The organism is Azonexus sp. MM2026_4, from assembly GCF_055901855.1.
The window spans coordinates 4,510,586-4,532,900 of the sequence record NZ_CM148380.1; the positions used below are offsets into that span (position 1 = coordinate 4,510,586).

General features: G+C 64.6%; 26 protein-coding genes. 11 read left to right on the plus strand and 15 right to left on the minus strand.

The annotated features are described in order from the left end of the window. Nucleotides 1-3: 3 nt before the first annotated feature. Complete coding sequence (locus AC0KWY_RS21280; RefSeq protein ID WP_474027493.1) at nt 4-1,005, minus strand: AAA family ATPase; 1,002 nt, start codon at nt 1,003-1,005, stop codon at nt 4-6. A 260-nt stretch (nt 1,006-1,265) separates the two neighbouring features. On the opposite strand from AC0KWY_RS21280, the gene AC0KWY_RS21285 reads away from it, so the two are divergent. The 4 genes from AC0KWY_RS21285 (at nt 1,266) to AC0KWY_RS21300 (ending at nt 4,309) form a co-directional block, all read left to right on the plus strand. After that, a complete protein-coding gene (locus AC0KWY_RS21285; protein WP_474027494.1) occupies nt 1,266-1,814 on the plus strand; it encodes a YbhB/YbcL family Raf kinase inhibitor-like protein in 549 nt (182 codons plus the stop codon). 29 nt (nt 1,815-1,843) lie between these two features. Further along, nucleotides 1,844-2,689 carry a helix-turn-helix transcriptional regulator gene (locus AC0KWY_RS21290; protein WP_474027495.1) on the plus strand — a complete coding sequence of 282 codons (846 nt, stop codon included), beginning with the start codon at nt 1,844-1,846 and terminating at the stop codon, nt 2,687-2,689. After that, on the plus strand, nt 2,683-3,456 hold the full coding sequence (gene yaaA, locus AC0KWY_RS21295) for a peroxide stress protein YaaA (protein ID WP_474027496.1): 774 nt from the start codon (nt 2,683-2,685) through the stop codon (nt 3,454-3,456). Before AC0KWY_RS21290 ends, yaaA begins: the two co-directional genes overlap by 7 nt. Before the next feature lie 94 nt (nt 3,457-3,550). Beyond that, nucleotides 3,551-4,309, plus strand: a complete 759-nt coding sequence (locus AC0KWY_RS21300) for a rhodanese-like domain-containing protein (protein ID WP_474027497.1) — start codon at nt 3,551-3,553, stop codon at nt 4,307-4,309. Between the two features lie 81 nt (nt 4,310-4,390). Here the strand turns inward: AC0KWY_RS21300 and AC0KWY_RS21305 are convergent, their stop codons facing one another. Then, nucleotides 4,391-5,068 carry an NUDIX hydrolase gene (locus AC0KWY_RS21305; protein ID WP_474027498.1) on the minus strand — a complete coding sequence of 226 codons (678 nt, stop codon included), beginning with the start codon at nt 5,066-5,068 and terminating at the stop codon, nt 4,391-4,393. Nucleotides 5,069-5,317: 249 nt separating this feature from the next. Between AC0KWY_RS21305 and AC0KWY_RS21310 the strand changes: the two genes are divergently transcribed. Both AC0KWY_RS21310 and AC0KWY_RS21315 read left to right on the plus strand, forming a co-directional pair. Further along, nucleotides 5,318-5,629: a transcriptional regulator gene (locus AC0KWY_RS21310; protein WP_474027499.1), complete on the plus strand. Its 312-nt coding sequence runs from the start codon at nt 5,318-5,320 to the stop codon at nt 5,627-5,629. Continuing rightward, complete coding sequence (locus AC0KWY_RS21315; protein WP_474027500.1) at nt 5,622-5,900, plus strand: helix-turn-helix domain-containing protein; 279 nt, start codon at nt 5,622-5,624, stop codon at nt 5,898-5,900. Before AC0KWY_RS21310 ends, AC0KWY_RS21315 begins: the two co-directional genes overlap by 8 nt. Nucleotides 5,901-6,064: 164 nt before the next feature. On the opposite strand, the gene AC0KWY_RS21320 is transcribed toward AC0KWY_RS21315, so the two are convergent. The 7 genes from AC0KWY_RS21320 to AC0KWY_RS21350 all read right to left on the minus strand — a co-directional run bounded on the left by AC0KWY_RS21320 (nt 6,065) and on the right by AC0KWY_RS21350 (nt 10,586). Further along, a complete protein-coding gene (locus tag AC0KWY_RS21320) occupies nt 6,065-6,658 on the minus strand; it encodes an NAD(P)H-dependent oxidoreductase (protein ID WP_474027501.1) in 594 nt (197 codons plus the stop codon). A 12-nt stretch (nt 6,659-6,670) separates the two neighbouring features. Continuing rightward, entirely contained in the window at nt 6,671-7,063 is a 393-nt protein-coding gene (locus tag AC0KWY_RS21325) for a VOC family protein (protein ID WP_474027502.1), read from the minus strand. 16 nt (nt 7,064-7,079) lie between these two features. Next, nucleotides 7,080-7,826 carry an SAM-dependent methyltransferase gene (locus tag AC0KWY_RS21330; protein WP_474027503.1) on the minus strand — a complete coding sequence of 249 codons (747 nt, stop codon included), beginning with the start codon at nt 7,824-7,826 and terminating at the stop codon, nt 7,080-7,082. Between the two features lie 43 nt (nt 7,827-7,869). Then, nucleotides 7,870-8,676, minus strand: a complete 807-nt coding sequence (locus tag AC0KWY_RS21335; protein WP_474027504.1) for a DUF2314 domain-containing protein — start codon at nt 8,674-8,676, stop codon at nt 7,870-7,872. Between the two features lie 184 nt (nt 8,677-8,860). Further along, nucleotides 8,861-9,175: a hypothetical protein gene (locus tag AC0KWY_RS21340; protein ID WP_474027505.1), complete on the minus strand. Its 315-nt coding sequence runs from the start codon at nt 9,173-9,175 to the stop codon at nt 8,861-8,863. Between the two features lie 95 nt (nt 9,176-9,270). Then, nucleotides 9,271-9,714: a hypothetical protein gene (locus AC0KWY_RS21345; protein WP_416691086.1), complete on the minus strand. Its 444-nt coding sequence runs from the start codon at nt 9,712-9,714 to the stop codon at nt 9,271-9,273. 257 nt (nt 9,715-9,971) lie between these two features. Beyond that, nucleotides 9,972-10,586: a hypothetical protein gene (locus AC0KWY_RS21350; protein WP_474027507.1), complete on the minus strand. Its 615-nt coding sequence runs from the start codon at nt 10,584-10,586 to the stop codon at nt 9,972-9,974. Nucleotides 10,587-10,814: 228 nt separating this feature from the next. Between AC0KWY_RS21350 and AC0KWY_RS21355 the strand changes: the two genes are divergently transcribed. The 5 genes from AC0KWY_RS21355 to AC0KWY_RS21375 all read left to right on the plus strand — a co-directional run bounded on the left by AC0KWY_RS21355 (nt 10,815) and on the right by AC0KWY_RS21375 (nt 16,948). Further along, complete coding sequence (locus AC0KWY_RS21355; protein WP_474027508.1) at nt 10,815-11,675, plus strand: cysteine hydrolase family protein; 861 nt, start codon at nt 10,815-10,817, stop codon at nt 11,673-11,675. A gap of 92 nt (nt 11,676-11,767) precedes the next feature. Beyond that, the gene (pncB, locus tag AC0KWY_RS21360; RefSeq protein WP_474027509.1) at nt 11,768-12,985 is read left to right on the plus strand and encodes a nicotinate phosphoribosyltransferase; all 1,218 of its coding nucleotides are present in this window, start codon (nt 11,768-11,770) and stop codon (nt 12,983-12,985) included. Beyond that, nucleotides 12,982-14,688, plus strand: a complete 1,707-nt coding sequence (locus tag AC0KWY_RS21365) for an NAD+ synthase (protein ID WP_474027510.1) — start codon at nt 12,982-12,984, stop codon at nt 14,686-14,688. Before pncB ends, AC0KWY_RS21365 begins: the two co-directional genes overlap by 4 nt. A gap of 10 nt (nt 14,689-14,698) precedes the next feature. Further along, nucleotides 14,699-15,733, plus strand: coding sequence for a bifunctional nicotinamide-nucleotide adenylyltransferase/Nudix hydroxylase (locus AC0KWY_RS21370; RefSeq protein WP_474027511.1), 1,035 nt, complete (start codon nt 14,699-14,701; stop codon nt 15,731-15,733). Between the two features lie 15 nt (nt 15,734-15,748). Beyond that, on the plus strand, nt 15,749-16,948 hold the full coding sequence (locus AC0KWY_RS21375) for a hypothetical protein (RefSeq protein ID WP_474027512.1): 1,200 nt from the start codon (nt 15,749-15,751) through the stop codon (nt 16,946-16,948). A 47-nt stretch (nt 16,949-16,995) separates the two neighbouring features. On the opposite strand, the gene AC0KWY_RS21380 is transcribed toward AC0KWY_RS21375, so the two are convergent. The 6 genes from AC0KWY_RS21380 to AC0KWY_RS21405 all read right to left on the minus strand — a co-directional run bounded on the left by AC0KWY_RS21380 (nt 16,996) and on the right by AC0KWY_RS21405 (nt 22,266). Further along, complete coding sequence (locus AC0KWY_RS21380) at nt 16,996-19,260, minus strand: PA3715 family protein (protein ID WP_474027513.1); 2,265 nt, start codon at nt 19,258-19,260, stop codon at nt 16,996-16,998. A gap of 73 nt (nt 19,261-19,333) precedes the next feature. Beyond that, nucleotides 19,334-19,972, minus strand: coding sequence for a YceH family protein (locus AC0KWY_RS21385; protein WP_474027514.1), 639 nt, complete (start codon nt 19,970-19,972; stop codon nt 19,334-19,336). A gap of 7 nt (nt 19,973-19,979) precedes the next feature. After that, on the minus strand, nt 19,980-20,423 hold the full coding sequence (locus AC0KWY_RS21390; protein ID WP_474027515.1) for a putative toxin-antitoxin system toxin component, PIN family: 444 nt from the start codon (nt 20,421-20,423) through the stop codon (nt 19,980-19,982). Nucleotides 20,424-20,464: 41 nt separating this feature from the next. Next, on the minus strand, nt 20,465-20,950 hold the full coding sequence (locus AC0KWY_RS21395; protein WP_474027516.1) for an acyl-CoA thioesterase: 486 nt from the start codon (nt 20,948-20,950) through the stop codon (nt 20,465-20,467). Nucleotides 20,951-21,023: 73 nt separating this feature from the next. Further along, complete coding sequence (locus AC0KWY_RS21400; RefSeq protein ID WP_474027517.1) at nt 21,024-21,518, minus strand: Dps family protein; 495 nt, start codon at nt 21,516-21,518, stop codon at nt 21,024-21,026. Between the two features lie 247 nt (nt 21,519-21,765). Further along, entirely contained in the window at nt 21,766-22,266 is a 501-nt protein-coding gene (locus AC0KWY_RS21405) for a hypothetical protein (protein ID WP_474027518.1), read from the minus strand. Between the last annotated feature and the right edge of the window lie 49 nt (nt 22,267-22,315).

Sequence of the window (22,315 nt, forward strand, 5' to 3'; positions counted from 1 at the left end):
ATTTTACCCGCCTTGACCGGCTGCCGTCTTTTCCGGTGCGCTGAACAGCGAACGGAAATGGATTTTGCTGCCCGGCGGCTCGTCGGGCAGGGCGTACAGCACCGGCGTCATCAGCTCCTCGAAGATGCCGCGCAGGCTGCGCGCGCCGACCTTGTATTCGAGCGCCAGCTCGGCAATCTGGGCGAACACCGGCGGGTCGATGACGAGCTCGGCGCTCTCCAGGCGGAACAGTTCGCGGAACTGGCGGTAGAGGCTGTCGGCGGGTTCCTGCATGATGCGCACGAAATCCTCGCGGCCGAGTGCGGTGAGGCGGGCGATGATCGGCAGGCGGCCGGTGAATTCCGGGATCAGGCCGTAGGCGAAGAGATCGGTCGGCTTGATGCGGCTGTTCAGGCGTTCGATGATGCGGCCGTCGTCGCTGTCCGAAGTGCCGATGAAGCCGTAGGAGGTGCGGCCGGCCATGATCGCCTCGAGGCCGACGAAGGCGCCGCCGCAGATGAACAGGGTCTGCCGGGTGTCGATGGTGACGCCGCCGGGCAGATGGATCAGGCTGCCTTCCATGATCTTCAGCAGCGCGTGCTGCACGGCGCGGCCGGCGCCAGCGCGCTCCGGCTCGTCCGGGCTGGCCAGCTTGTCGATCTCGTCGATGAAGACGATGCCGCGCCCGGCGCGCTGCGGGTCGCCGCCGGCCTGTTCGAGCAGGCGCAGCATCAGCGCCGTCAGCTCGTCGCCGACGAAACGCGATTGCGACAGGGCGGTGGCGTCGGCGGTGACGAAGGGCAACTGGAGGCCGCGCGCCAGCGTCTGGCAGAGCAGCGTCTTGCCGGTGCCGGTGGGGCCGATCAGCAGCACGTTGCTCTTGGTCTGCGCCAGCCCGCCGTCAGCGTCGCCGGCCAGCGCGATCTTCCGGAAATGCGTGTAGATGGCGACGGCCAGCGTCTGCTTGGCATCGTCCTGGCCGATCACGTAACGGTCCAGGAAAGCGGTGATTGCGCGGGGTTTCATGGCATATCCGGTTGGGCGGGCAACTGCCAATGTAGCAGATGCATGGGGCGGGGCGGCGGCGCATTCCTGCAAAATCGGGTAATCCTTCCCGGGGCGGCGGGGAGCGGCCGGGCCGTCCGGGAATCCCGCCGGGGCTTGAGAATATCGGGCCGGCACGGAGCCGATTGAGCGAATCGGGACAGTCCTTGCGCGCCGTGAAGCGGTCGGTTTGGCGCTGGCCGGGCAGACTGGAGGCTCCCTCATTCGCCAGGAGCCACCCCATGAAATTCGCTTGCCGTTTTGCCCTTGTCTCCTTGATGCTGCTTGCCGCCGGGCTGACCCGCGCCGGGGAATTCCGCCTCGACGTCGATGCCGGTAGCGACGGGCGGCTGGCGCCGCTGCATCAGGCCAACAGTTTCGGCTGTACCGGCGGCAACCAGTCGCCGGCCCTGCGCTGGGCCGATGCGCCGGCCGGCACGAAGAGTTACGTCGTGACCCTGTACGACCCCGACGCGCCGACCGGCTCCGGCTGGTGGCACTGGGTGATCGCCAATCTGCCGGCGGGCACCGATCATCTCGCGGCCGGTGTCGGCAATCCGGGCGGCGCTCTGCCGGCCGGCGCCCGCAGCATCGCCGGCGACAACGGCGAGGCCGGCTATCTGGGCAGTTGCCCGCCGCCGGGGCCGGCGCACCGCTACGTGTTCACCGTGCATGCGCTGAAGGTGGACAGGCTCGATCTGCCGGCCAACGCGACACCGGCGCTGGTCGGTTTCTACGCCTGGGCCAACGGTCTGGGCAAGGCCAGCGCGACCTTCAGCGCAGCGCGTTAAGATTGCCGCCTCATTTCGCGGAGAACAGCATGACGCCGACCATCGCCCTGCGCCCTGGTGTTGCCGTTGCCGGCAGCATCGTCCAACGCCAGCCGCTGCAGTTTCGCCGGTTGTGGATCGACCAGCCGACGCTGGTGCTGGTCGAGGCCGGCTACAAGGTGCTGCACGGCGCGGCCGGCACCTTCCGCGTCGAGGCCGGGCAGGCGGTGGCGCTGGCCGGCGGCCAGGCTTTCGACGTGACCAACTACCTGGGCGCGGCGCCCGCCTACCGCGCCCGCTGGTTGGCCTGGGAGCGCGGCCTGCTCGACCGCTGGTCGGCGCCGGCCGGCGCCCGGCCGCGGCCGGTGGTGCCGCTCGGTGCCGTCGTGCCGGCCTTCGCCGAGGCCTTCACGGCGCTGACGCAATCGCTCGACGACCCGGTGCTGCCGGACGCCGTGGTCGGTCACCGCGCGCTGGAAATGCTGGTCTGGCTGGAAGGCGCCGGCCGGCTGCTTCTCGACGACATCCAGTTCGCGCCGCGCGTGCGCCGCCTGCTGGCCGGCGATCCGGCGCGGGAATGGCGCTCGCCCGAGGTTGCCGCCCAGTTCGCGATGAGCGAGGCCAGCCTGCGCCGCCACCTCGCCGCCGAGGACAGCTCGTTGTCGGAAATCCTGCTCGACGTGCGCATGTCCACGGCGCTGACCCTGCTGCAATCGACGGCGCAGCCGGTGACGCGCATCGCCGGCGAAGTCGGCTACCAGTCGCCGTCGCAGTTCGCCGTGCGCTTCCGCCGCCGCTTCGGCTGTTCGCCGACCGACATCCGCCGCGACAGTCCGCGCGGCGGTGGCTCCGCTAGAATGGCCGACATCGCCGAACCCGCCGCCCGCCCATGCTGATCTTCCTGTCCCCCGCCAAATCGCTCGATTACAAGACGCCGCCGCATGTCGCGACGTACACCCAGCCCGCCTTCCTCGACCGTTCGCAGACGCTGATCGAGCAACTGCGCGCGCTGGCGCCGGCCGATATCGCCAAGCTGATGGACCTCTCCGATCCGCTGGCGCTGCTCAACTACCACCGCTACGCCGACTGGTCGCTGCCCTTCACGCCGGACAACGCCAAGCAGGCCGTGCTCGCCTTCGACGGCGATGTCTACGACGGCCTCGCGGCAAAGACGCTCTCCGCCGCCGATCTCGACTTTGCCCAGCAGCACGTGCGCATCCTCTCCGGCCTCTACGGCATCCTCAAGCCGCTCGACCTGATGCAGCCCTACCGGCTGGAAATGGGGACCCGGTTCAAGAATCGGGCCGGCAAGGACCTCTACGCCTTCTGGGGCGAGACGCTGCTCGACGCGATCAACGCCGAACTCGACGCCATGCCCCGCCCGGTCGCGGTCAACCTCGCGTCCGAGGAATATTTCAAGGCCGCGATCGGCCGCAAGTTCAAGGGCGAGCTGATCCAGCCGGTGTTCGAGGACTGGAAGAACGGCAAGTACAAGATCATCAGCTTCTACGCCAAACGGGCGCGCGGCCTGATGACGCGATACGCCGTGCTCAACCGGCTGACCGACCCGGAAGGCCTCAAGGACTTCGACAGCGACGGCTACGCCTTCGCACCGGAAGCTTCCGACCAGGGAACGTGGGTGTTCCGGCGGCGCGAAGCTTGAAACTGGCCGGGTTTTCCTGTTCCAGCGGGAATCCGCTGCGCAACGCCCTGTCGCGACGACACGGGCAGACTGCCCGAAGGCGAGGAAAGAAACGATGAAATTCTGGCTGAAGATCCTGTTGTTCCTGCTGGCTTGCGGGCAAGGCCCGCTCGGCGCCGAACCCTTGCCCAACCCGCCGCCCGATTACTGGTACGGCAAGATCGTCGATATCGAGTTCGTCCGCCCTTACGCCGTCCTGCCCCGGCGTGACGACGCGCTGCTGATCGATGCCCGCGATGCGGCAAGGCGTTTTGCTCCCGGCCATCTTCCGGGGGCGATCAACCTGCCGGCCAAACGTTTCGACGAGCTGGCGCCACGCCTGCTGCCGGCCGACAAGAACAAGCTGATCATCTATTACTGCGACGGCATCGAATGCAAGTTGAGCCACATGGCGGCCGAGGATACGGAAGATTTGGGCTACACCAACATCCGCGTCTATGCCGGCGGTTTTCCCGAATGGTTCGCGCAGGGCAACGTGGTCGTGGTTGGCGCGCGGCCTCTCCAGAGGATGCTTGCCGCGGGCGAGGTGGGCATGGTGCTCGACGTGCGGGACCAGGCCGGCGCCTTCGAACGTGGCCATTTGCCCACCGCCATCAGCCTCCCCGCCGGCGAATTCGAACAGCGGGCGGCTGCCGTGCTCCCCGCCGACAAGCGCAGCCCGCTGCTCATCTATGACGACGAAGCGGACGGCAGCCTGGGTTATGCGCTTGCCCGCAAGGTCGTTGCGCTGGGCTACCGCAGGGTGATGCTGCTCGATGGCGGTTATGCGGCCTGGCGCGCGGAAGTGTCGGCTGCTGGGCAGGGCGCCGAATAGCCGCGTTCCGCTGGCCGAGGCGCGAAGCCTGAAAGCGGCTGGATTTCCCGGCACCGCCCCGGTTGACCGCCGGACCGGATTTCAGCCCTTGGCGTTCAGCGCCCGGTCGGTCAGCGACAGGTTGCGGGCGTAGCACTCGCGCAGCCGGTACAACTGCGCCGGGCGGTGCGCCTTGCCGGTTTCCATCGCGCCGGCCAGCGGCTCGACCATGTCCAGCTCCTCCATCTTGCGGCGGAAGCTGACCTTGTTGATCGGCTCGCCGAGGATGGCCTCATAGACCGCCTGCAACTGCGGCAGCGTGAAACTGTCGCCGCACAGGTAGACCGGCAGCGACGAATAGCTGCTCTTGTTGCGCACCCGCTGCACCGCCGCCGCGACAATGCGCGCGTGGTCGAAAGGCAGTTCGCCGACCTTGTCGACCGGCAGCAGCGTCACCTCCGGATGAGCCGCGCGCTCGATCAGCTCGTGCGGCACCAGCGCGTAATAGGCCACCGACAGCGACCAGCCACGCGGGTCGCGCGTCCGCCCGGAAAAGGTCGCCAACTGTTCCAGATAAGGGCTGTCGATGCCCGTCTTCTCCCGCAACATGCGCGCCGCCGCCGCTTGCGTATCGTCATCCTCGGCCGCCCGGATGTAGCCGCCGGGCAGCGCCGGCAAGCCGGCAAACGGCGCATGGTCGCGCTTCAACAGCGCCACGTGCAGGCGGCTGTCTTTCAGCGTCATCAGGACGACGTCGACGGTGCAGATGATGTCGTTCATGGGGGCAGGGGATGGAAAGAGAAAACGCATGTTAACGCGAAAGGGTGTGCCAAGGCGTGCGCTGCGCTTGTGCTAGAAGGAAAACAGCCATTCCTGCATCTGCCAGAAAATGAAAGGTGTTTCCCGTTATTGATAAAACGTGTTTTTGCAAATAATGGGAAACACTATGCCTGCAGCCGCTTCCAAACTCACGCTCTGCCTATTGGCCGTCGGTCTTGAAAAAATACGGCATTGCCGTATGATTCACCCATGCACACCGTTGCCGAAACCGAGATTTTCCAGCGTTACGCTGCAGCCATCTGGTCGGAAAGCGAGCGTCTCGAATTCATCGAGTGGATCGCCGCCAACCCGCTGGCGGGTGACGTGATTCCCGGCTCGGGCGGCTGCCGTAAGGTGAGATGGAGCCGGGCAGGGATGGGCAAGCGCGGCGGTGCGCGAGTCATTTATTTCAATGTGCAGGATGGGCGCATCTGGCTGCTGATCGTTTACGCGAAAGCCAAGTTCGATAAGCTGCCGGCCGAGTTTCTGGCCAAATTGAAAGTCGAGGTGGAACATGGATAAGGACATGGAACAGTTTCAGAACGATCTGCTGGAGTCGGTACGGCAGATGAAAAGCGGCAAGGCTGCCAGGGTAAGCACGGTTGAGGTCTCGGCCGCGACCGAGGCGCGCAACCGGGTGAATATGTCGCAAAGTGAATTTGCCAAGCTACTTGGGGTTTCCGTGCGCACTTTGCAGGATTGGGAACAGGGCCGGCGGCAACCCTCCGGCGCGGCAAAAACCCTGCTACGCATCGCCGCGCAGAACCCGGAGGCGGTCAAGGCAGCTGCGTGAATTTAACGTTGGTCTGAAGGTTAATTGAGCAATAAAAGGGTCGCAGTGAATTGGGCATTCAGATGTCTCTGACCCTGAGGTTTCCGCACGGCGATGGCGATGAATCAGCCGAAAGCCTTGGTGTGGCAGCGGATACGCGGCTTGGGAAAGCGTAGCGAACGCCGCTAACCCCACCTGCCCAGCGCCCGCCGGATGCGCGCGCGGAAAGCCTCAACCTGCCCGGCGGAAAGCTTCTCGCCCTGGTACAGCGACAGCATTTCAAAGCGGCAGGCTGGCGCGCAGGTGCCGAGGAGGGCGGTTTTCAGCACCCGTTTGACCGGCTGGCGCAGCAGCAGGCGGTCCACCCACCAGGGCGAGCCGAGCGAGGTGATCGCCAGCGCGTGGCGCAACTGGTGCAACCGGGGGCGGATCGGGCCGAGGTCGCTGGCGTGGTCGTAGGCTACGCCGGGCGCCCAGACGCGGTCGAACCAGCCCTTCAGGATGGCGGGAAAGCCGAACCACCAGGTGGGGAAGACCAGCACCAGCGTGTCGGCCGCCAGCAGCCGCGCGATCTGCGCCTGCGTGGCCGTGGCGTCAAAGGACGGCGCGTAATAGCTCTGTCGCTCGGCGGTCGTCAGCGCGGGCGGGAATTCCGCTGCGTAGAGGTCTTCAACCTCGACCGTGTGGCCGGCTGCGCTCAGCGCCTGGATGGCGGACTGCGCCAGCGCGTGGCAGAGGCTGTCGGTGACGGGATGGGCGATGACGACGAGGCATTTCACGGTGGCAAAAGCTCAGCGCTGGGTGGGCGTGCAGATTTCGACGAGCGTGCCGTCCGGGCAGCGGACGAAGGCAACCAGTTGCCCCCAGGGCGTCCGCTTCGGCGCCGCCAGCTCGACCGCGCCGCAGGCCAGGGCTTGTCGGTGCACGGCCGCCACGTCATCGACGAAGAGGCCGATCTCGACGCCCAGCGGCCGCGCGCTTTCCTGGCCGGCAAGGTAGCCGCCGGGCAGCAAATCGGCCATCAGCGCGTGCGAGGCAAAGGCCAGCGCGGTCGCGCCGGTGTCCAGCTCGCCGTAACCCGCCGCCTCGTCCAGAAAGCTCGTCTTCAGCCCGAACGCCCGCTCGAAAAAGGCCAGCGATGCCTTGACGTCCTGCACGTAGACGATGGTGTATCCGAATTTCATGGTCAATTGATCCCGCTCAGCGCTGCATCAGCGCAAACACGCCCCAGCCCAGGTATTCGCGGGTGTAGGTGGCGTAGCGCACCGGTTCGCTGGTCAGCTGGGCGCGCACCTCGCCGGCCAGTTCGTCGTCGGGGTTGGCCGCCAGCCAGCGGCGCATGGTCAGCCACTTGGCCGCCTCGTAGCGATCCCAGCCATCCTGATCGGCCAGCACCATTTCGACCACGTCGTAACCCAGTTCGCCGAAGGAGGCGAGCAGTTGCGGCAGGGTGAGGAAGTCGGCCAGCGAACGGGCCAGGCAACCCTGCGCCACCGCTTCCGTCGGCGGCAACTGCCGCCAGTAGGGCTCGCCGATCAGGAAAAGGCCGCCCGGTCGCAGGCTGCGCGCCAGCAACTCCAGCGTGCCGGTGACGCCGCCGCCGATCCAGGTGGCGCCGACACAGGCAGCCACATCAACCGGCGCCTCGGCGACAAAGCCGGCTGCGTCGTCGTGGATGAAGCGGACGCGGTCGGCAACGCCGAGTTCCAGCGCCCGGCGCTGAGCCTGCTCCGAGAACAACTGGCTCAGATCGACGCCGGTGCCAACGACACCATGATCGCGCGCCCAGGTGCACAGCATTTCGCCCGAACCACTGCCCAGATCGAGCACCCGCGCCCCGGCCTCCAGCCGCAAGGCCGCGCCGAGCGTGGCGAGCTTGTCCGGGGTGATCGGGTTGTGGATGCGATGGGCGCTTTCGGTGATGTTGAAAATGCGGGGGATGTCCATGGGGATTGCCTTGTTGGCCTTGGCGGGAGAGGGGGGCGTCCTGCTAGATCGCCGCGTGTGCATTGATGTGGTCGGCGATCTCCGACCAGCCGATCTTCCGGGCAAGTTCCGCGGCAGTGTAGCCACTTGGCGTTCGGGCGGTGCAGTCTGCGCCAAACGATACAAGCAGCTTCACCACGCCGAGGTTGCCTGAAAGCGCTTCCTGATGGAGCAGAGTCCAGCCATCTTCATCAACAGTGCGGGCAATGCTCGGGTCGGCCTGCAATAGCGCTTCGATCTCAGGAATCATGTTTGCGCACATCGGATGATCTTTAAAACCCTCAGGCACTGACTGCGGTCCTGTGTCTTTGCCAAAAAGGCCGGCGATCAAACCGGCTTTGGGCTTGGACTTCTCCTTGATCTCAATCTGAACGTCGGTCGGGTCACCAAAATCGAGTCCCCACGCTTGGTCATGTTCATTGCGCTCCCTGCGGTTCATCTTCGAGCGCATCAGATTGACGGTGAACCCGCCGTAGGCGCGGCCGTCAGCCGTCATCATCCAATCTGTGAGGTGCCCGAAGGGAGCTGAAACAACGCAACCCTCCTGCACCGATGTCAGGTAGTTCGGCGAGTTCAAGAGCGTGCCGCTCACGGAGTCGCCGTCGAAGTCGATGTCGCCGATCCACATCTGCTCGAATTCGGAATTGCCGTCTGCTTGCGGCCCGTCGGTAAAAGGCAGCTTGACCAGAGTCATGTTCAGGGCGGGGACGATGCGCCGCCTCTCCCAAGAAAGCTCACGCCAGAAGTAGCGGAACGATGCTTGAGCGGCACGATACGCTTCCTGCATTTCGGGATCTTCGTTGTCAAACAAGAATGTTGGTTCGTTCATGGTGAGTGGATATTGGCCAGGCGAGATTGTAGGAAGTGACATCAAGCCCGGCATCGTGCCGTTATTCGAATGGAATATCAAGACCCGGTTTGAAGATGAGCACAAGAAGGCGTCGTGGCCCAATATGCGGCAGGCCACTTCAAATTACCGGAATTGTCGATCGGCATTACTGAAGCAACGAAGTCATGAGGTTGGGGTTTTTGGCAATGACTATGCTGTTCTTGGTTTTAATTCCGCAAATAAAGTCGGATCCTGGGTAATACCCCGTGAATGCGGCGTAGATAGTCTGGGACGAGCCATTTTTTTCCAGATAGATACCACTTTTTCTGGCACCGGCATTGATTGCAATTTCCAATAAATTATCGGCCTTGTCGCCGATGCTGAATGAATTGCAAAGGGATTCGGCTTTCCGTTTTGCTGAAAGCTCTGAGATGGCTACGTACAGCGAAATGGCGAGGATTGCGATGATCAGTTTTTTCATTTTTTTTCAGAGGTTTTGAGATAACCGGAATGTACGGCTTTGCCGCTGAAAAACCGTGGTCTGTCCCTTGTTTAATGTTTACGAAGCTGATCCCTTTAGCCTAGCGCGTTGGCATAGAGATAAATCCCGATGGCAAGTGCGGTCACAATCGCAAGCAATACAACCGCGCCGAATTTGTGCTGCAGATGATCGAGCCGTGTGAACTCGGCTTGTTGATCTGACTGAGCGGCCTGTGCGCGGCGAAAGACAAGCCAGACGCAGTAAATATTTGTTGCGATTGCAAGAAGGCCAAACGCGATCTTGGTAGTGAGCAATGGGTTGGGATTAACCGAGGAGAGCATTGCTGCCCCGGTAACGAGAACCACAATGAACGCCGGTATTTCGACAACGAGGTCTACGCGTTTGTGGAGCGCGACAAGAATGAGTTCCTGGGCGCGCCCCTTGCCGAGAAGAGCTCGCTCAAAGAGCGCTTCGGTGATGACGCACCCGAGCCAGATACCAACGAAGGCAAGATGAAGGGGTAGTAGAACAGACTTCAATTGGCGATTACCTCGCTACTTGAGACACATAACATTGAAATTCAGCCGACGATACAAAGCGCAGCTTTGGGCGGTTCGGTTGACGAATAAAAAGGGGCGGAGTGAATTGGGAATCAAAATGTCTCTGACCCTTTAATTTGCTGAAAAAGGCGATTCATCTTAAAAGCAACGGCATGAAAAATTAGGGGGGGCTAGATTTTCGCTTTTTTGAAACAGGTTTAAACCGTGGTCTGTCCCCTATTTTCGTTGTTGGCTCATTAATTGATGGAATTCCGCAATTTTTCAGAAATGGCAAATTGTTCCTTGATTCGTTCAACCTCCAATTCTCTTCTTCGCGGATTCAAAACCTGCTGGACTTCGCTAACGAACATTCTCTGATGATGTTTCAGTTCATTTATATGAGCGCTATCTTTCGAGGTTCGTAGTGTTTCAATGACGCGGTATGCGTCAACAAGGCAGTCAAGGATAGGTTGTCGAATTCCGCGATATGCTGGCTCTTTGTGTTGACCGTGCTCATCGCTCCACAGGTTTGGAAAGAACCATCTACCCCGGTCGACAAGTCCAGATACTCTTTGAAGCGACGCTAATAATAGTTCTTCCTGTTTTGAAGGTTCGGCTTTCGATGTGTGGATTGCGGCTGAAATGGCATCGCAAGCTTCATCGGCCCAAGCGCGCACGTTGGTCATGTATTGATCAAGCCATGAATTGGCGCTCAATATATTGGCGTGGTGAGCGTGGTCGTTCGCGGCATTTGCGGATTGTTCCGCACGAGAAGAGAAGTCCAAAGCTTTTCTGGAGTAATAAGCTGCTAACAAAGCTGCTAAACCAGCGACTGCAACGCTTAAGGCGGAAAAGATGTCACTGGCATTCATGGTCTGTTCCTGTGAAAGATTGGCTATCTGCAAGCCGGTTGTTGGTTCTGGAAGCGAGGAATCCGCCCCATGCAATTTCATGAGCATATTAGCCCCTGCATCTGCTCCTAACCAACTTCGCTCTTCGCAAATTCGGAAATCTTGGTACAATTAGTTGCAAACTTAAACTAAGTGTTCTACAGTGTACTCAAGCGCAGGTTTCAGCGCTTGTACCCAAGGAGAACGATCATGGCGAAGCAGCGTATTCATCTGGTCATCATTGATCCGCAGAACGATTTCTGCGATCTGCCGGCGGCGGATTGTCCGGTCATCGGCGGCGTGCAGCAGGCGCCGGCTTTGCCGGTGGCGGGGGCTGATGCGGATTTGTGGCGGGTGGCGGAATTGATCCGGGCCGGCGGTGCCGGTTTGAGCGACATTTCGCTGACGCTCGATGCCCACCAGCGCGTCGATATTGCGCATCCGACCTTCTGGCGGCAGGGCGATGGCAGTGTGGTCGGGGCGTTTACGCAGATTCGCGCGGCCGATGTGCGTGACGGGCGTTTCCTGCCGCGCCGGGCCGAGGCGCTGCCGCGCGTGCTGGCTTATCTGGAGGCGCTGGAGGCGGCCGGGCGGTATGTGCACATGGTCTGGCCGGTGCACTGCGAGATCGGCACCTGGGGCCACAGCGTCCATGCCGCCGTGCGCGCCGCCTACAACGCCTGGGAAGAGGCGAACGCCGCCGTGGTCACCAAGGTGTTCAAGGGCAGCAATCCGTGGACCGAGCACTTCAGCGCCATCCAGGCCGAGGTGCCGGATGCCGACGATGCCGACACCCAGTTGAACGCCGGTTTCCTGGCCAGCCTGGCGACGGCCGATGTGGTGTTGTTCACCGGCGAGGCGGGCAGTCACTGCGTGCGGGCCACCGTCGAGCACGTGGTCGAGAACTGGCCGGCCGGCGAACTGGAGCGGCTGGTGTTGCTCACCGATTGCATGAGCGCGGTGGGCGGGTTCGAGGCGCAGTACGCCGAGTTTCTTGACGACATGCGGCAGCGAGGCTTGCGCCTGAGTACGGCGCAGGCGGTGTTGCCGGCGTTGTTGGCGAACTGCTGAAGATTTTTGTGCCGTTTTCGGCGTTGACCGCAGGATTTTGCTGAAAGCCGCGCCTGCGGCCGCCGGCAACGGCAGGAACAAGGAGAAGGAAGATGAGCACCATGGCCGAGCAACCCGTTGTCCGCAGCTTGCTGGAGAACGACCTCTACAAGTTCACCATGTGGCAGGCGCTGCTGCACAGTCATCCCGGCGCCCAGGCCGAGTACGCCTTCGTCTGCCGCAACACGCCGCTGTTCCCGCTGGCCGAGTTGAAGCCGGCGGTGGATGCGGAACTGGACCGGCTCTGTTCGCTGACCTTCGCCGACGACGAGCTGGCCTATCTGCGCAGCCTGCGTTTCATCAAGAGCGATTTCGTCGATTTCCTCACCGTCTTCCGCTTCCAGCGCCGTTTCATCGAAACCCGCGTCAATGGCGACAAGCTGGAGATCGTTGCGCGCGGGCCGCTGGTGCATGTGATGGCCTTCGAGATTTTCGTGCTCTACATCGTCAACGAGCTGTACTTCCGCCGCCTGCCGGTGGATGAAAACCTGCTGACGGTGGCGCGCCAGCGCCTGCGCGAGAAGATCGACTTCATCCGCGGCCTGAGCGACGAGCTGTGCTCGGCCGACGAGCCTTTCGTCTTCTTCGATTTCGGCCTGCGCCGCCGCTATTCCGGCGCCTGGCACGAGGAAGTGGTGCGCACGCTGGCGGCCGAGCTGCCGGTCAATTTCCGCGGCACCTCGAACGTGCTCTTTGCCAAGGAAATGGGCCTGACCCCGATCGGCACCATGGCGCACGAATACCTGCAGGCCTACCAGTCCTTCGGCTTCCGCCTGCGCGATTTCCAGAAGGCGGCGCTCGAAGGCTGGGTGCAGGAATTCCGCGGCGACCTCGGCGTTGCGCTGACCGACGTGGTCGGCATGGACGCCTTTTTGGGCGACTTCGACCTCTACTTCGCCAAGCTCTTCGACGGCCTCCGCCACGATTCCGGCGACCCGGTCGAGTGGGCGGAAAAGGCGCTGGCGCACTACCGCAAGCTGCATATCGACCCGCGCAGCAAGCGCCTGGTCTTCTCCGACGGCCTTGATTTACCGCGCGCCGTCGAACTGTTCCGGCGCTATCGCGGCCGCGTCATGACCTCCTACGGGATCGGTACCAACCTGTCCAACGACACGCCCTTTGCAGCGCTCAACGTGGTCATGAAGATCGTCGCCTGCAACGGCCAGCCGGTGGCCAAGCTTTCCGATTCGCCGGGCAAGACGCTGTGCGACGACCAGACCTTCCTCGCCTACCTGCGCCAGGTGTTCGGACGCAAGGACGGTGCATCATGAGCGCGCTGCGTCTGTCGCTGGCCCAGATCAACCCGACCGTCGGCGACATCGCTGGCAATGTCGCGCTGATGAGCGCCGCCGCGCAAAATGCTGCGGTCGACGGCGCCAGCATGGTGATTTTTCCGGAGCTGTCGCTGACCGGCTACTGGCCGGGCGACCTGCTCGATGAAGCGGATTTCCTCGCCCGCGTCAACGCCGGCCTCGCCGAACTTGCCGCCGCCAGCCGCGCCACGCCCGGCCTGTGCTGGGTGGTCGGCGCGCCGACACGGCGCGAGGGGCCGGGCAAGCGCCTGCACAACAGCCTGCTGGTGCTGCGCGACGGCGAGGTGGTGTTGAGCTACGCCAAGCAGTTGCTGCCGACCTACAACGTCTTCGACGAATCGCGCCACTTCGCGCCGGGGCCGGACGTGGCCCGCGTGCTGCGCGTCGGCGGCGCCCAGGTCGGCTTCCTGATCTGCGAGGACGGCTGGAACGACGACGGCGCCGATTACGCGGTCAATCCCTTCCGTCGCCTCGCCGACGCGGCGCCCGACCTGGTCGTCTCGATCAACGCCAGCCCGTCCAACATCGGCAAGCGCGAGCAGCGGCACGCGCTGTTCGCCGCCGCCAGCCGCCGCCACAAGCTGCCGCTGGTCTATGTGAACCAGATCGGCGGTCACGACCAACTGGTCTACGACGGCGCCTCCTTCGCGGTGACGCCGGAGGAGGGCGTGGTCTTCGAGGCGCCGCGTTTCGTCGAGGCGCAAGTCACGCTGCAATGGGACGGCGCCGCCTTCCGCGCCGGCGACGGCGCGCCGCTGGCGCCGGTGGCGGCGGCCGGGCTGCCGGTAATGGAGTTCTACCGCCGGCAGATCGTCCTCGGCCTGCGCGACTACGCCCGCCGTTGCGGCTTCAAGCAGGTGGTGGTCGGCTCCTCCGGCGGCATCGACTCGGCGCTGACCCTGGCGCTCGCCGCCGAGGCGCTGGGGCCGGAGAACGTCGTCGCGGTGACGCTGCCCTCGCGCTTTTCCAGCAGCGGCAGCGTCGATGACTCGGTGACGCTGTGCGCCAACCTCGGCATCGAGTTGTACACGCACCCGATCAAGGCGCTGGTCGGCCAGTACGAGGCTGATTTCGCCGCCGCCTTCGGCGAGCCGCTGCACGGCCTGGCGCTGGAAAACCTGCAGGCGCGCGTGCGCGGCACCGTGCTCATGGCCTATTCCAACCGCTACGGCCACCTGCTGCTGACCACCGGCAACAAGAGCGAGATTTCGGTCGGCTACTGCACGCTCTACGGCGACACCAACGGCGGCCTCGGCCTGATCGGCGACCTCTACAAGACCGAGGTCTTCGAGCTGTGCCGCCACCTCAACGCCGCCGCCGGTCGCGAGCTGATCCCGCTGGCGATCATCGACAAGGAACCGTCGGCCGAACTGGCGCCCGACCAGCGCGACAGCGACAGCCTGCCGCCTTACCCGGTGCTCGACACCATCCTCAAGGTGCTGATCGAAGGCGAGCGCCTGGGCGCGGCCGAACGCGCCGCCGTGCAGGCCGACTACGCCACGCTCGCCGCCGGCCCCGACGGCCCGGCGCTGATCGCCCGCGTTCGCCGCCTGATCGCCCGCAACGAGTACAAGCGCCGCCAGGCCCCGCCCATCCTCCGCCTGCGCGGCCGTGCCTTCGGCAGCGGCCGGCAGATGCCGATTGCCGCCAAATACGATTGAGGAAACGCGCATGAACAGCCAAGAGAAATTCGACATCGCCGTCGTCATCGGCCGCTTCCAGCCTTTCCACAACGGCCACGCGGCGCTGCTGGCGCAGGCGCTGGGCTGCGCTGACCGGGTCATCGTCCTGCTCGGTTCGGCGCACGCCGCGCGCAGCGCCAAGAACCCGTTTTCCTGGGAAGAACGGGCGAGCATGATCGCGCTGACGCTGGACGAGGCGACGAAAGCGCGCGTCAGCTTCCTGCCGCTGCGCGACTACTACGACGAGCGCCGCTGGCGCGCGGCGGCGCAGGCCGCAGTGCAGGCGCAGGCGGCGCCGGGGGCGCGCATCGCGCTGATCGGCCACCAGAAGGATGCCACCAGCGAATACCTGCACGGCTTCCCCGGCTGGACGCTGCTGCCAGCGCCGGCCTACGGCGAGATCAACGCCACCAGCCTGCGCCGCATCCTGTTCGAAGGCGAGGACCGCGCCGCGACGCAGGCGCTGCTCGCCGGCCAGGCGCCGGCCGCCGTCGTCCATTACCTGCTGGGCTGGCTGAACCTGCCGTTCGTCGCCGGCCTGCGCGAGGAACATGCGCGCGTCGAAGCGGGCAAGAAAACCTGGGGCACCGGGCCGTTCATCACCGTCGACGCGGTGGTTACCGCCGCTGGCCATGTGCTGCTGATCGAACGCGGCCAGGCGCCCGGCAAGGGCCAGTGGGCGCTGCCCGGCGGCTTCCTGGAACCGCGCGAGCGGGTCTTGCAGGGGGCGATGCGCGAGCTGCAGGAAGAAACCGGCTTCGCGCTGCTGCCGGCGACGCTGGAAGGACTGCTGCGCGGCACCGCCGTCTTCGACCACCCCGACCGCAGCCAGCGCGGCCGCACCATCACCCACGCCCACTGGTTCGACCTCGGCGACAGCCGGCTACCGGAAGTCGCCGGCGCCGACGACGCGGCGGCGGCAAAATGGGTGCCGATCGGCGAACTGGCGGCGCTGGAAGGCGAGTTGTTCGAGGACCATTTCATGATCCTCGATCATTTCCTGAAGCTCGACCTGCGAGCCTGAAATCCGGCGCTACCGGTGACCGGAGCGGGGTCCGGTAGAATGCATGTCAATGTAATCCTCGGCCGGCAGCGCCTTGCACTGTCGGCCGTCGTTTTGACCAGGAGCCAGTGCATGAGCTATGTCGTGAATATCTGGGACGCCGCGAGCGGTCCTGCCTTGCCGGAAAGTGTCGATGCGGCCAGCCGGTTGCTCGGCGAACTGGAAGCGGGGCCGGCGCCGGGCGGCAATCCGAAATTCGTGCAACTGGCCCGGCAACTGACGCAGCGTTTTCCGACGCCGGACATGTTGCCCGGCGAGGGCGAGCCTGATCTCGCGGAGATCGCCTGGAGCGACTGGCCGATTGACGGCAAAACCGAAGCGGCGGTGTGGAACCTGGGGCTGAATGTCGGCATGCTCGACGCAGCGCGGCCCTTCCTGATGCAGAAGGCCGGTGCGCTGGGTCTGGGCGTGCTGGACGAGCAGGCGGGCGAGGTTCATCTGCCGGGCGGAGCGGTTTTGTGCCTGCCGGGCCGGGCGCCGCTGACCCCTGACGATGCTGCGGACGAGGTACCGAGGGCGCGCGAGGTGTCGGCGAGGATTTTCGAGTTTCTGAAGCCGCTGCTGGTGGCGCGCGGCTTCAAGGGCAGGAAGAGCAGTCTGACTTTCCGGCGCAGCTTTGCCGAAGGCTGGCATGAACTGTACATCTGGTCGCCCGCCGACCGCTGGCCGTTGTGTGCGGAAGTCACCGTGACCGTCACGGCGAGGTTGCACGCGATTGGCGATCTGGTGAGCGGAATCTGTTACCCCGGACGGGCGCTGGAGGATTTCAGCCACTCGCCCACGCTGATCATGCACGCCAGTGACTGGATCGAGGGCGAAGCGCCTTTCTTCAGCAAACTCAACAAGCATTACCAGGTGTATCGCCCGGCGGAGATCGAAACGGTGCTGCAGCATCTGGGTGAGAACCTGCTGGCGCGGATCCTGCCGGCGCTCGATGCTTGTCGCAGCGTTGCGGATTTTGACCGGGAGCTGAACCCGCCACCCGGCGTCCGCTCCCTTTTCAATTGTCATCTCGGTGGCAAGGAAAGAATGCTTGCCGCCTACCTGAATGCCAATCCGCACCTCGATGACATCTGTCGCGAGCTCGATCCCCGGCTGTACGGGCGTTGGGAGCCTCTGGTGGCGAGCTGCGTCGATTACGTCCGCAACCACCCGCTGGCCGTTGCCGGCGGGTAGTTCATTCGGACTTGCCGTCGCCGGCCAGCCCGAGCCGGCGTGCTGATTCAGCGCAGTTCGTCGGCAATCCGGTAGGTTTTTCCGTCGTAGCGCAGCAGCGTCCTGGTTTCGACCGGATGTGATGTTTCCGCGCAGTCGTCGCCCGCCGGGTAGCGTTCGATCTCGGTCGTCGTGGTGGTGACCAGGAGATCGGCGAAGCCGTGGCTGCGGGTTGGCGCGATGGCGACGCTGCGCTTGATTTCGGTGAAGGTACCGGAGAAACACTGGTCGCCGCCGACTTCCCCGCTGTGTCGGTAAACGACCAGATCGTGCAGCACCCGGCGCAGGCGGCTGCCGGTCTCGACAAACAGGCTGAGATGGGTTTCGCTGTAGGCGGCCATGCGGGAATGCAGCGAATGCCCGGCCCGCAGGCCGAAGGCCCGGACGCCGGGGGCGAGCCGGTAGCGGGCGGTGTCGATGGTGATGCCCTCGAAACGGACGGCATCCGATTCGTAGGCCTTTTCCAGCTTGAGGTGGCGCTGTATCCGTTCGCTGGCGGCGTCTACCAGCAGCAGGTCGACGTCGTAACTGCCATCGTCGTTGTCGCTGTTTCCGCCCGGCAGGGGGTCGCTTAGGCGGGAAAGGGCGAGGATGTTGCGCCCGGGCGCGTCGGGCATGGGCTTGCAGGCCTGACGCCCGGGTTCGCCGGGGTAGCCCAGGCGCTGCGCCAGCCGTGCCGGCAGGTTCTCGGCGCAGGCCGGTGGCGGGGGCGGTGGCGGCGGGGGTTCCTGGGCCTTGCGCAGCGCCTCGGCCTCGGCGCGCGCCTTGGCGACGACGGTACAGACCTGCCAGGGGTCAGTCTGGCCGAGTTTAAAGTCTTTGGGACAGCCGGCGGAGAGCAGTTCCTGCACTTCCTGCTGGGCGGCGCCGCCGCTGTTGAGGAAACGCCGCAGACCGGCGATCGGCGCCAGCAGACTGGCGTCGTTCTGCGTCACGGCCTCGCCGTAGCGTTTAGCGGCGCCGCCAAGGTACTCGCGCAGGGCGCCGCAAGTGGTCTGTTCTCTCTCCAGCTTGTCCTCGGCATAGGCGATCCAGAAGGTCGTCGGAATGTGCGGCGCGCCGGTTTCTGCCAGGCTGCAGCCGGGCGCCTGGGCATGTACGCGGCCCCATTTTTGCAGCGCCTGCGTCACGGCAGGCGAGGCGATGCCGTGCGGGGTGAGGGGCGTCCACGGGTCGGCGAAAAAGTGATCGTCGTAATGCGACAGTTCGGGGAGCGTATAGGGGTTCTGCAGCCAACGGGCGACGCCGAGCGCCAGACTCAGATCCACCACCTGGCCGACCGTGCGATCGATCTCGCCTGGCGGCCAGGCCTCGGGCTGCTCAAGCAGCGACGGAATCTTGGCGCTCAGGAAGAAGAAGCGCGGCAGCACCTGGCGCGCAATGTCGCGCGCCTGCTCGAAATCGGCGACCGAGTTGTTCTTCTGCCGCTGGCGGGCGGCTTCGGGGAAGACGATTTCCCGGTCGAGCGCAAAGTCGGGTTCGATGCGCTGGAGGATGGGCACCAGGCTGGGGTGCTGCGGATTGAGGGTACGCAGCGCGTGCAGCATCGGCAGGCAGCGGTTCGGCCCCTCGCCCTGGCAGCCGTGGGCCAGCAGGTAGCGGCTGAAGACGCCTTCGAGGATGGCCGCCGAGGACTTGCCGCGCGGCGTTGCCTCGCCTTTGCTCCAGGCCGGGCTGCCCTGGTCGCCCTGCTGCAGGATGCACTGGCGAAAATCGAAGGCGTTGGGCTCATCCCATTGGCCGCCGTTTTTCAGGGTCCACAGCATGGGTTCTTCGTGGCGCACGTACCAGACCGGTGTCGGGTAGCAGTTCATCAGCGCCACGTTGGCGCTGGCCTCGGGGGCCCAGCGGTGATCGGCGTAATAGGCGTGGGGCCTGGTTGCGTCGCGGCTGCCCGGCGGCACTGGCTGTCCCTGATAGTCCAACCATTTTTCCCATTGCGCCAGGGCCGCTGCCGGACTGTCGAAGGGCATCATTTCCCAGGCGCCGGCCTGGTCGATCAGGGGCTCCTTGGCCGAGCCACGGAGGGCGAAAAATTCCGGCATCTCCAGCAGGCGGGCGAGCTTTTCCCGGTCCAGATTGCGCCACTGGGGAACCGGGGGATGGCGGAAGGTGTCGGGGCGGTGCGCTTGCCGATAGACCTCCTTGGCCTCTTCGACGATGGCGTTGAATTCGGCCTGGGAGAGCGGTGGCGCGGCAAGGGCAAGGGGCAGCCAGGCGAGCAATGCGGCGCCGGCGATGGCGTGCTGCAGAAATTTGGCAGTCTGAAACATGGCGGGCGTTCGATGAAAGGCGAATATTAGCAGGGGCTTCGCCCGGCCGCCGGCAGGGATGTTTTAGGCCGGCTCAGCCGCCGAGTTCGGCGCGCAGCGCGGCGAGTTGGGCGCGCAGTTCGGCGACCTCGCTTTCCAGCGTGCTGACGCGGTTTTTCAGTTCGTCGATTTCCTGATTGCCGGCCCGTCCGCCGGTCGTCGCCGGCATTTCCACCGCCGGCTGGCCGCTCAGCAGGTGGCTCCAGCGATTCTCACGCGATCCGGGCAGGCGGGGCAGTTCGACGACCAGCCCCTTGCCGGCGAGTTCTTCGAGGAAGGCTTCGACCGCCGAGATGTCGGCGAAGCGGTGCAGGCGCTCGCAGTTCAGGCGCAGTTCGCCGGCGGTCTGCGGGCCGCGCAGCATCAACACGGTAAGCAGCGCCGAAGCCTGGGTCGGCACGCCGAGCACTTTCTCCAGCCGATGCTCGAAACGGACGACGCGGCTGCCGCTGACTTCGACCGCCAGCCCGGCGTCCTTGAGGCCGTCGAGGGCCGCCAGGATTTCCGCTTCGCTCAGATCGAGCACCGGCTGGCGGCTGGTCTTCTGGTTGCAGCCGGCGGCCAGCGCATTGAGCGACAGCGGGTAGGTGTCGGGCACGGTGCGCTGCTTTTCGACCAGCGTGCCGAGGACGCGGGTTTCGGCCAGGGAAAGGTGGGGCAGGGTATCGGTCATGTTCGCTTCAGCCGTGGGCGGGAGAGTCGGGAATGGCCGGCAGCAGCGCGCAGGCCGCCGCCGGCTTGACGATGCGGAAAGCCAGCTTGGTGCGGCCGGTCAGCTTGAGCAGCGCCTTGTCCTTGCTGACCAGGAAGTCGGCGCCGGCGCGGGCGGCGAGTTCGAGGAACTTCTGGTCGTCGCGGTCCTTGCAGCGCGGCAGCGGCGGCGCCTCGCCTTCGGGAATGAGCCTGACCAGCGCGCGGTAGCGGGCGTAGCGCTCGGCGATCATCTCCGGCGTCAGCTTCAGTTGCGGGTAGGTCAGCACGCGCTGCAGTTCGGCTAGCGTGCGTTCGTCGACCAGGCATTCGATCTGCCCGGCCTCGAGCGCGGCCATGATCGGCACCGCCTCGACATTGGCCCAGTGGTAGAGATCGAGGACGACGTTGGTGTCGAGGACGAAGCGCAGCATGGGCGGATTATAAACGGGCGGGCAGCGCCGCCGCGCCGGTGTCAGGCGGTTTTCGGCGTCAGCGCCTGCATCCGCCCCTCGAACTCCTTGCGCAGTTCGCGCCGCACCTGCGCCGCCTGGTAGCGGCGGATTTCTTCCGGCGTGCTCGGCGCCAGCGGCGGGATCGGCGTCGGCTTGCCGTCGGCGTTGACGGCAACCATGGTGAAGAAGCAGGAGTTGGCGTGGCGGATGACCTTGGCGCGGATGTCTTCGGTGAGCACCTTGATGCCGATTTCCATCGAGGTGTTGCCGGTGTAGTTGACCGAGGCGAGAAAGGTGACCAGTTCGCCGACGTGGATGGCCTGGCGGAACATCACCTGGTCGACCGACAGCGTGACGACGTATTCGCTGGCGTAGCGGGCGGCACAGGCGTAGGCGACTTGGTCGAGCAGCTTGAGGATGGTGCCGCCGTGGACGTTGCCGGAGAAGTTGGCCATGTCCGGCGTCATCAGGACGGTCATCGCGAGTTGGTGTTGAGGGAGGTGCATGGCTGAGGATTCAAAGCGAAAATGAAAAGGGGCAGGATTGCAATCCTGCCCCGCTTGCGTTGGTGTCGGCGCCTTACTCTTCGAGCAGGCTACGCAGCATCCAGGCGGTCTTTTCATGGACTTCCAGGCGCTGGGTGAGCAGGTCGGCGGTCGGCTGGTCATCGGCTTCGGCGACCACCGGGAACAGCTTGCGCGCGGTGCGGGCAGTGGCTTCCTGGGCGGCGACCAGGTGGCGGACCATGTCGTCGGCGTTGGGCACGCCTTCGACTTCCTTGATCGACGCGAGCTTGACGAATTCCTTGTAGGTGCCCGGCGCCGGGAAACCCAGCGCACGGATGCGCTCGGCGATCAGGTCGAGGGCGTTCCACTGCTCGGTGTATTGGCCCATGAACATCAGGTGCAGGCTGTTGAACTGCGGGCCTTTGACGTTCCAGTGGAAGTTGTGCGTCATCAGGTACAGCGTGTAGCTGTCGGCGAGCAGGCCGGAGAGGCCGGCAACGATCTTCTTGCGATCAGCGTCCGAAATGCCGATGTCGATACTCGGGGATTTGACTTTCTTGTTTGCCATGGACGGTTCTCCTTCGTCAAAACAGCGGGTGACCGGCGGCGGCGCTGGCTAACCTCGGCGGGCCGTTTCCGGGGCGAATCCTGCATTGGCAGCAGGGGCTTACGTCATGGGCAAATATAGCGCATATCGGCTTCGCTGGGCCAATGAATCAGGACTATGGGATGGCTGGCGTACTACTATCAAGCAAGTTGTGTTGCGGCATGCTGGGCGTCGGGAAAGCCAGGCTAGCGCGGCTTTCCCGGCGTTGTCAGAGCATGTTGCCGCGAATGTCGACGATGCGCAGTTCGCCGCGTTCGCGGCGCAGCAGCAATTCGGCCTCTCCCTCCCGTTTCTGCGGGTTACCCTTGAGGTCATTCCAGCGATGCGACCAGCGCAGCGAGACGCTGACGCGTCTCTCTTGGGAAAGGACGCGGCCGACGCGCAGCGACCAGTCCACGGCGAATTCCCGGCGTCGCCGGTCGTCGATGCGATCACGGATATCGGCCAGGGTACCGTTGGGATCGTCCGAGAAGTAGCGAGCGACGGAGGTCCAGCCGCCGCGGCGCAAACCGTCTTCAAGACCCCTGACCAGGTCGTCAACTTCGTCGCGCAGCGGGTCGCGCTCCCGGGGGCGGACATTGACGCAGCCGCCAAGGGCGACGGCGGCGGCTGCCAGCAGGAATTTACGGCGTAGTCCCGGTGCTGCCTGCGGGTGGGAAGGAAGGTCGTGTTGGTTTGCGCTTTGGTTTTCCAGCTTCTCGTCAGTCATGATGGTTTCCTTTGCCGATCAGTGAATGCATCAGCATATTTGATTTTCG

Coding starts and splice junctions, on each gene's coding strand:
- AC0KWY_RS21300 (WP_474027497.1), top strand. CDS start 3,551: ATGAAATTCTGGCTGAAGATCCTGTTGTTCCTGCTGGCTTGCGGGCAA.
- AC0KWY_RS21380 (WP_474027513.1), bottom strand. CDS start 19,260: ATGTTTCAGACTGCCAAATTTCTGCAGCACGCCATCGCCGGCGCCGCA.
- AC0KWY_RS21290 (WP_474027495.1), top strand. CDS start 1,844: ATGACGCCGACCATCGCCCTGCGCCCTGGTGTTGCCGTTGCCGGCAGC.
- AC0KWY_RS21405 (WP_474027518.1), bottom strand. CDS start 22,266: ATGACTGACGAGAAGCTGGAAAACCAAAGCGCAAACCAACACGACCTT.
- AC0KWY_RS21350 (WP_474027507.1), bottom strand. CDS start 10,586: ATGAATGCCAGTGACATCTTTTCCGCCTTAAGCGTTGCAGTCGCTGGT.
- AC0KWY_RS21285 (WP_474027494.1), top strand. CDS start 1,266: ATGAAATTCGCTTGCCGTTTTGCCCTTGTCTCCTTGATGCTGCTTGCC.
- AC0KWY_RS21385 (WP_474027514.1), bottom strand. CDS start 19,972: ATGACCGATACCCTGCCCCACCTTTCCCTGGCCGAAACCCGCGTCCTC.
- AC0KWY_RS21395 (WP_474027516.1), bottom strand. CDS start 20,950: ATGCACCTCCCTCAACACCAACTCGCGATGACCGTCCTGATGACGCCG.
- yaaA (WP_474027496.1), top strand. CDS start 2,683: ATGCTGATCTTCCTGTCCCCCGCCAAATCGCTCGATTACAAGACGCCG.
- AC0KWY_RS21305 (WP_474027498.1), bottom strand. CDS start 5,068: ATGAACGACATCATCTGCACCGTCGACGTCGTCCTGATGACGCTGAAA.
- AC0KWY_RS21365 (WP_474027510.1), top strand. CDS start 12,982: ATGAGCGCGCTGCGTCTGTCGCTGGCCCAGATCAACCCGACCGTCGGC.
- AC0KWY_RS21330 (WP_474027503.1), bottom strand. CDS start 7,826: ATGGACATCCCCCGCATTTTCAACATCACCGAAAGCGCCCATCGCATC.
- AC0KWY_RS21315 (WP_474027500.1), top strand. CDS start 5,622: ATGGATAAGGACATGGAACAGTTTCAGAACGATCTGCTGGAGTCGGTA.
- AC0KWY_RS21370 (WP_474027511.1), top strand. CDS start 14,699: ATGAACAGCCAAGAGAAATTCGACATCGCCGTCGTCATCGGCCGCTTC.
- AC0KWY_RS21280 (WP_474027493.1), bottom strand. CDS start 1,005: ATGAAACCCCGCGCAATCACCGCTTTCCTGGACCGTTACGTGATCGGC.
- AC0KWY_RS21310 (WP_474027499.1), top strand. CDS start 5,318: ATGCACACCGTTGCCGAAACCGAGATTTTCCAGCGTTACGCTGCAGCC.
- AC0KWY_RS21400 (WP_474027517.1), bottom strand. CDS start 21,518: ATGGCAAACAAGAAAGTCAAATCCCCGAGTATCGACATCGGCATTTCG.
- AC0KWY_RS21390 (WP_474027515.1), bottom strand. CDS start 20,423: ATGCTGCGCTTCGTCCTCGACACCAACGTCGTCCTCGATCTCTACCAC.
- pncB (WP_474027509.1), top strand. CDS start 11,768: ATGAGCACCATGGCCGAGCAACCCGTTGTCCGCAGCTTGCTGGAGAAC.
- AC0KWY_RS21325 (WP_474027502.1), bottom strand. CDS start 7,063: ATGAAATTCGGATACACCATCGTCTACGTGCAGGACGTCAAGGCATCG.
- AC0KWY_RS21340 (WP_474027505.1), bottom strand. CDS start 9,175: ATGAAAAAACTGATCATCGCAATCCTCGCCATTTCGCTGTACGTAGCC.
- AC0KWY_RS21355 (WP_474027508.1), top strand. CDS start 10,815: ATGGCGAAGCAGCGTATTCATCTGGTCATCATTGATCCGCAGAACGAT.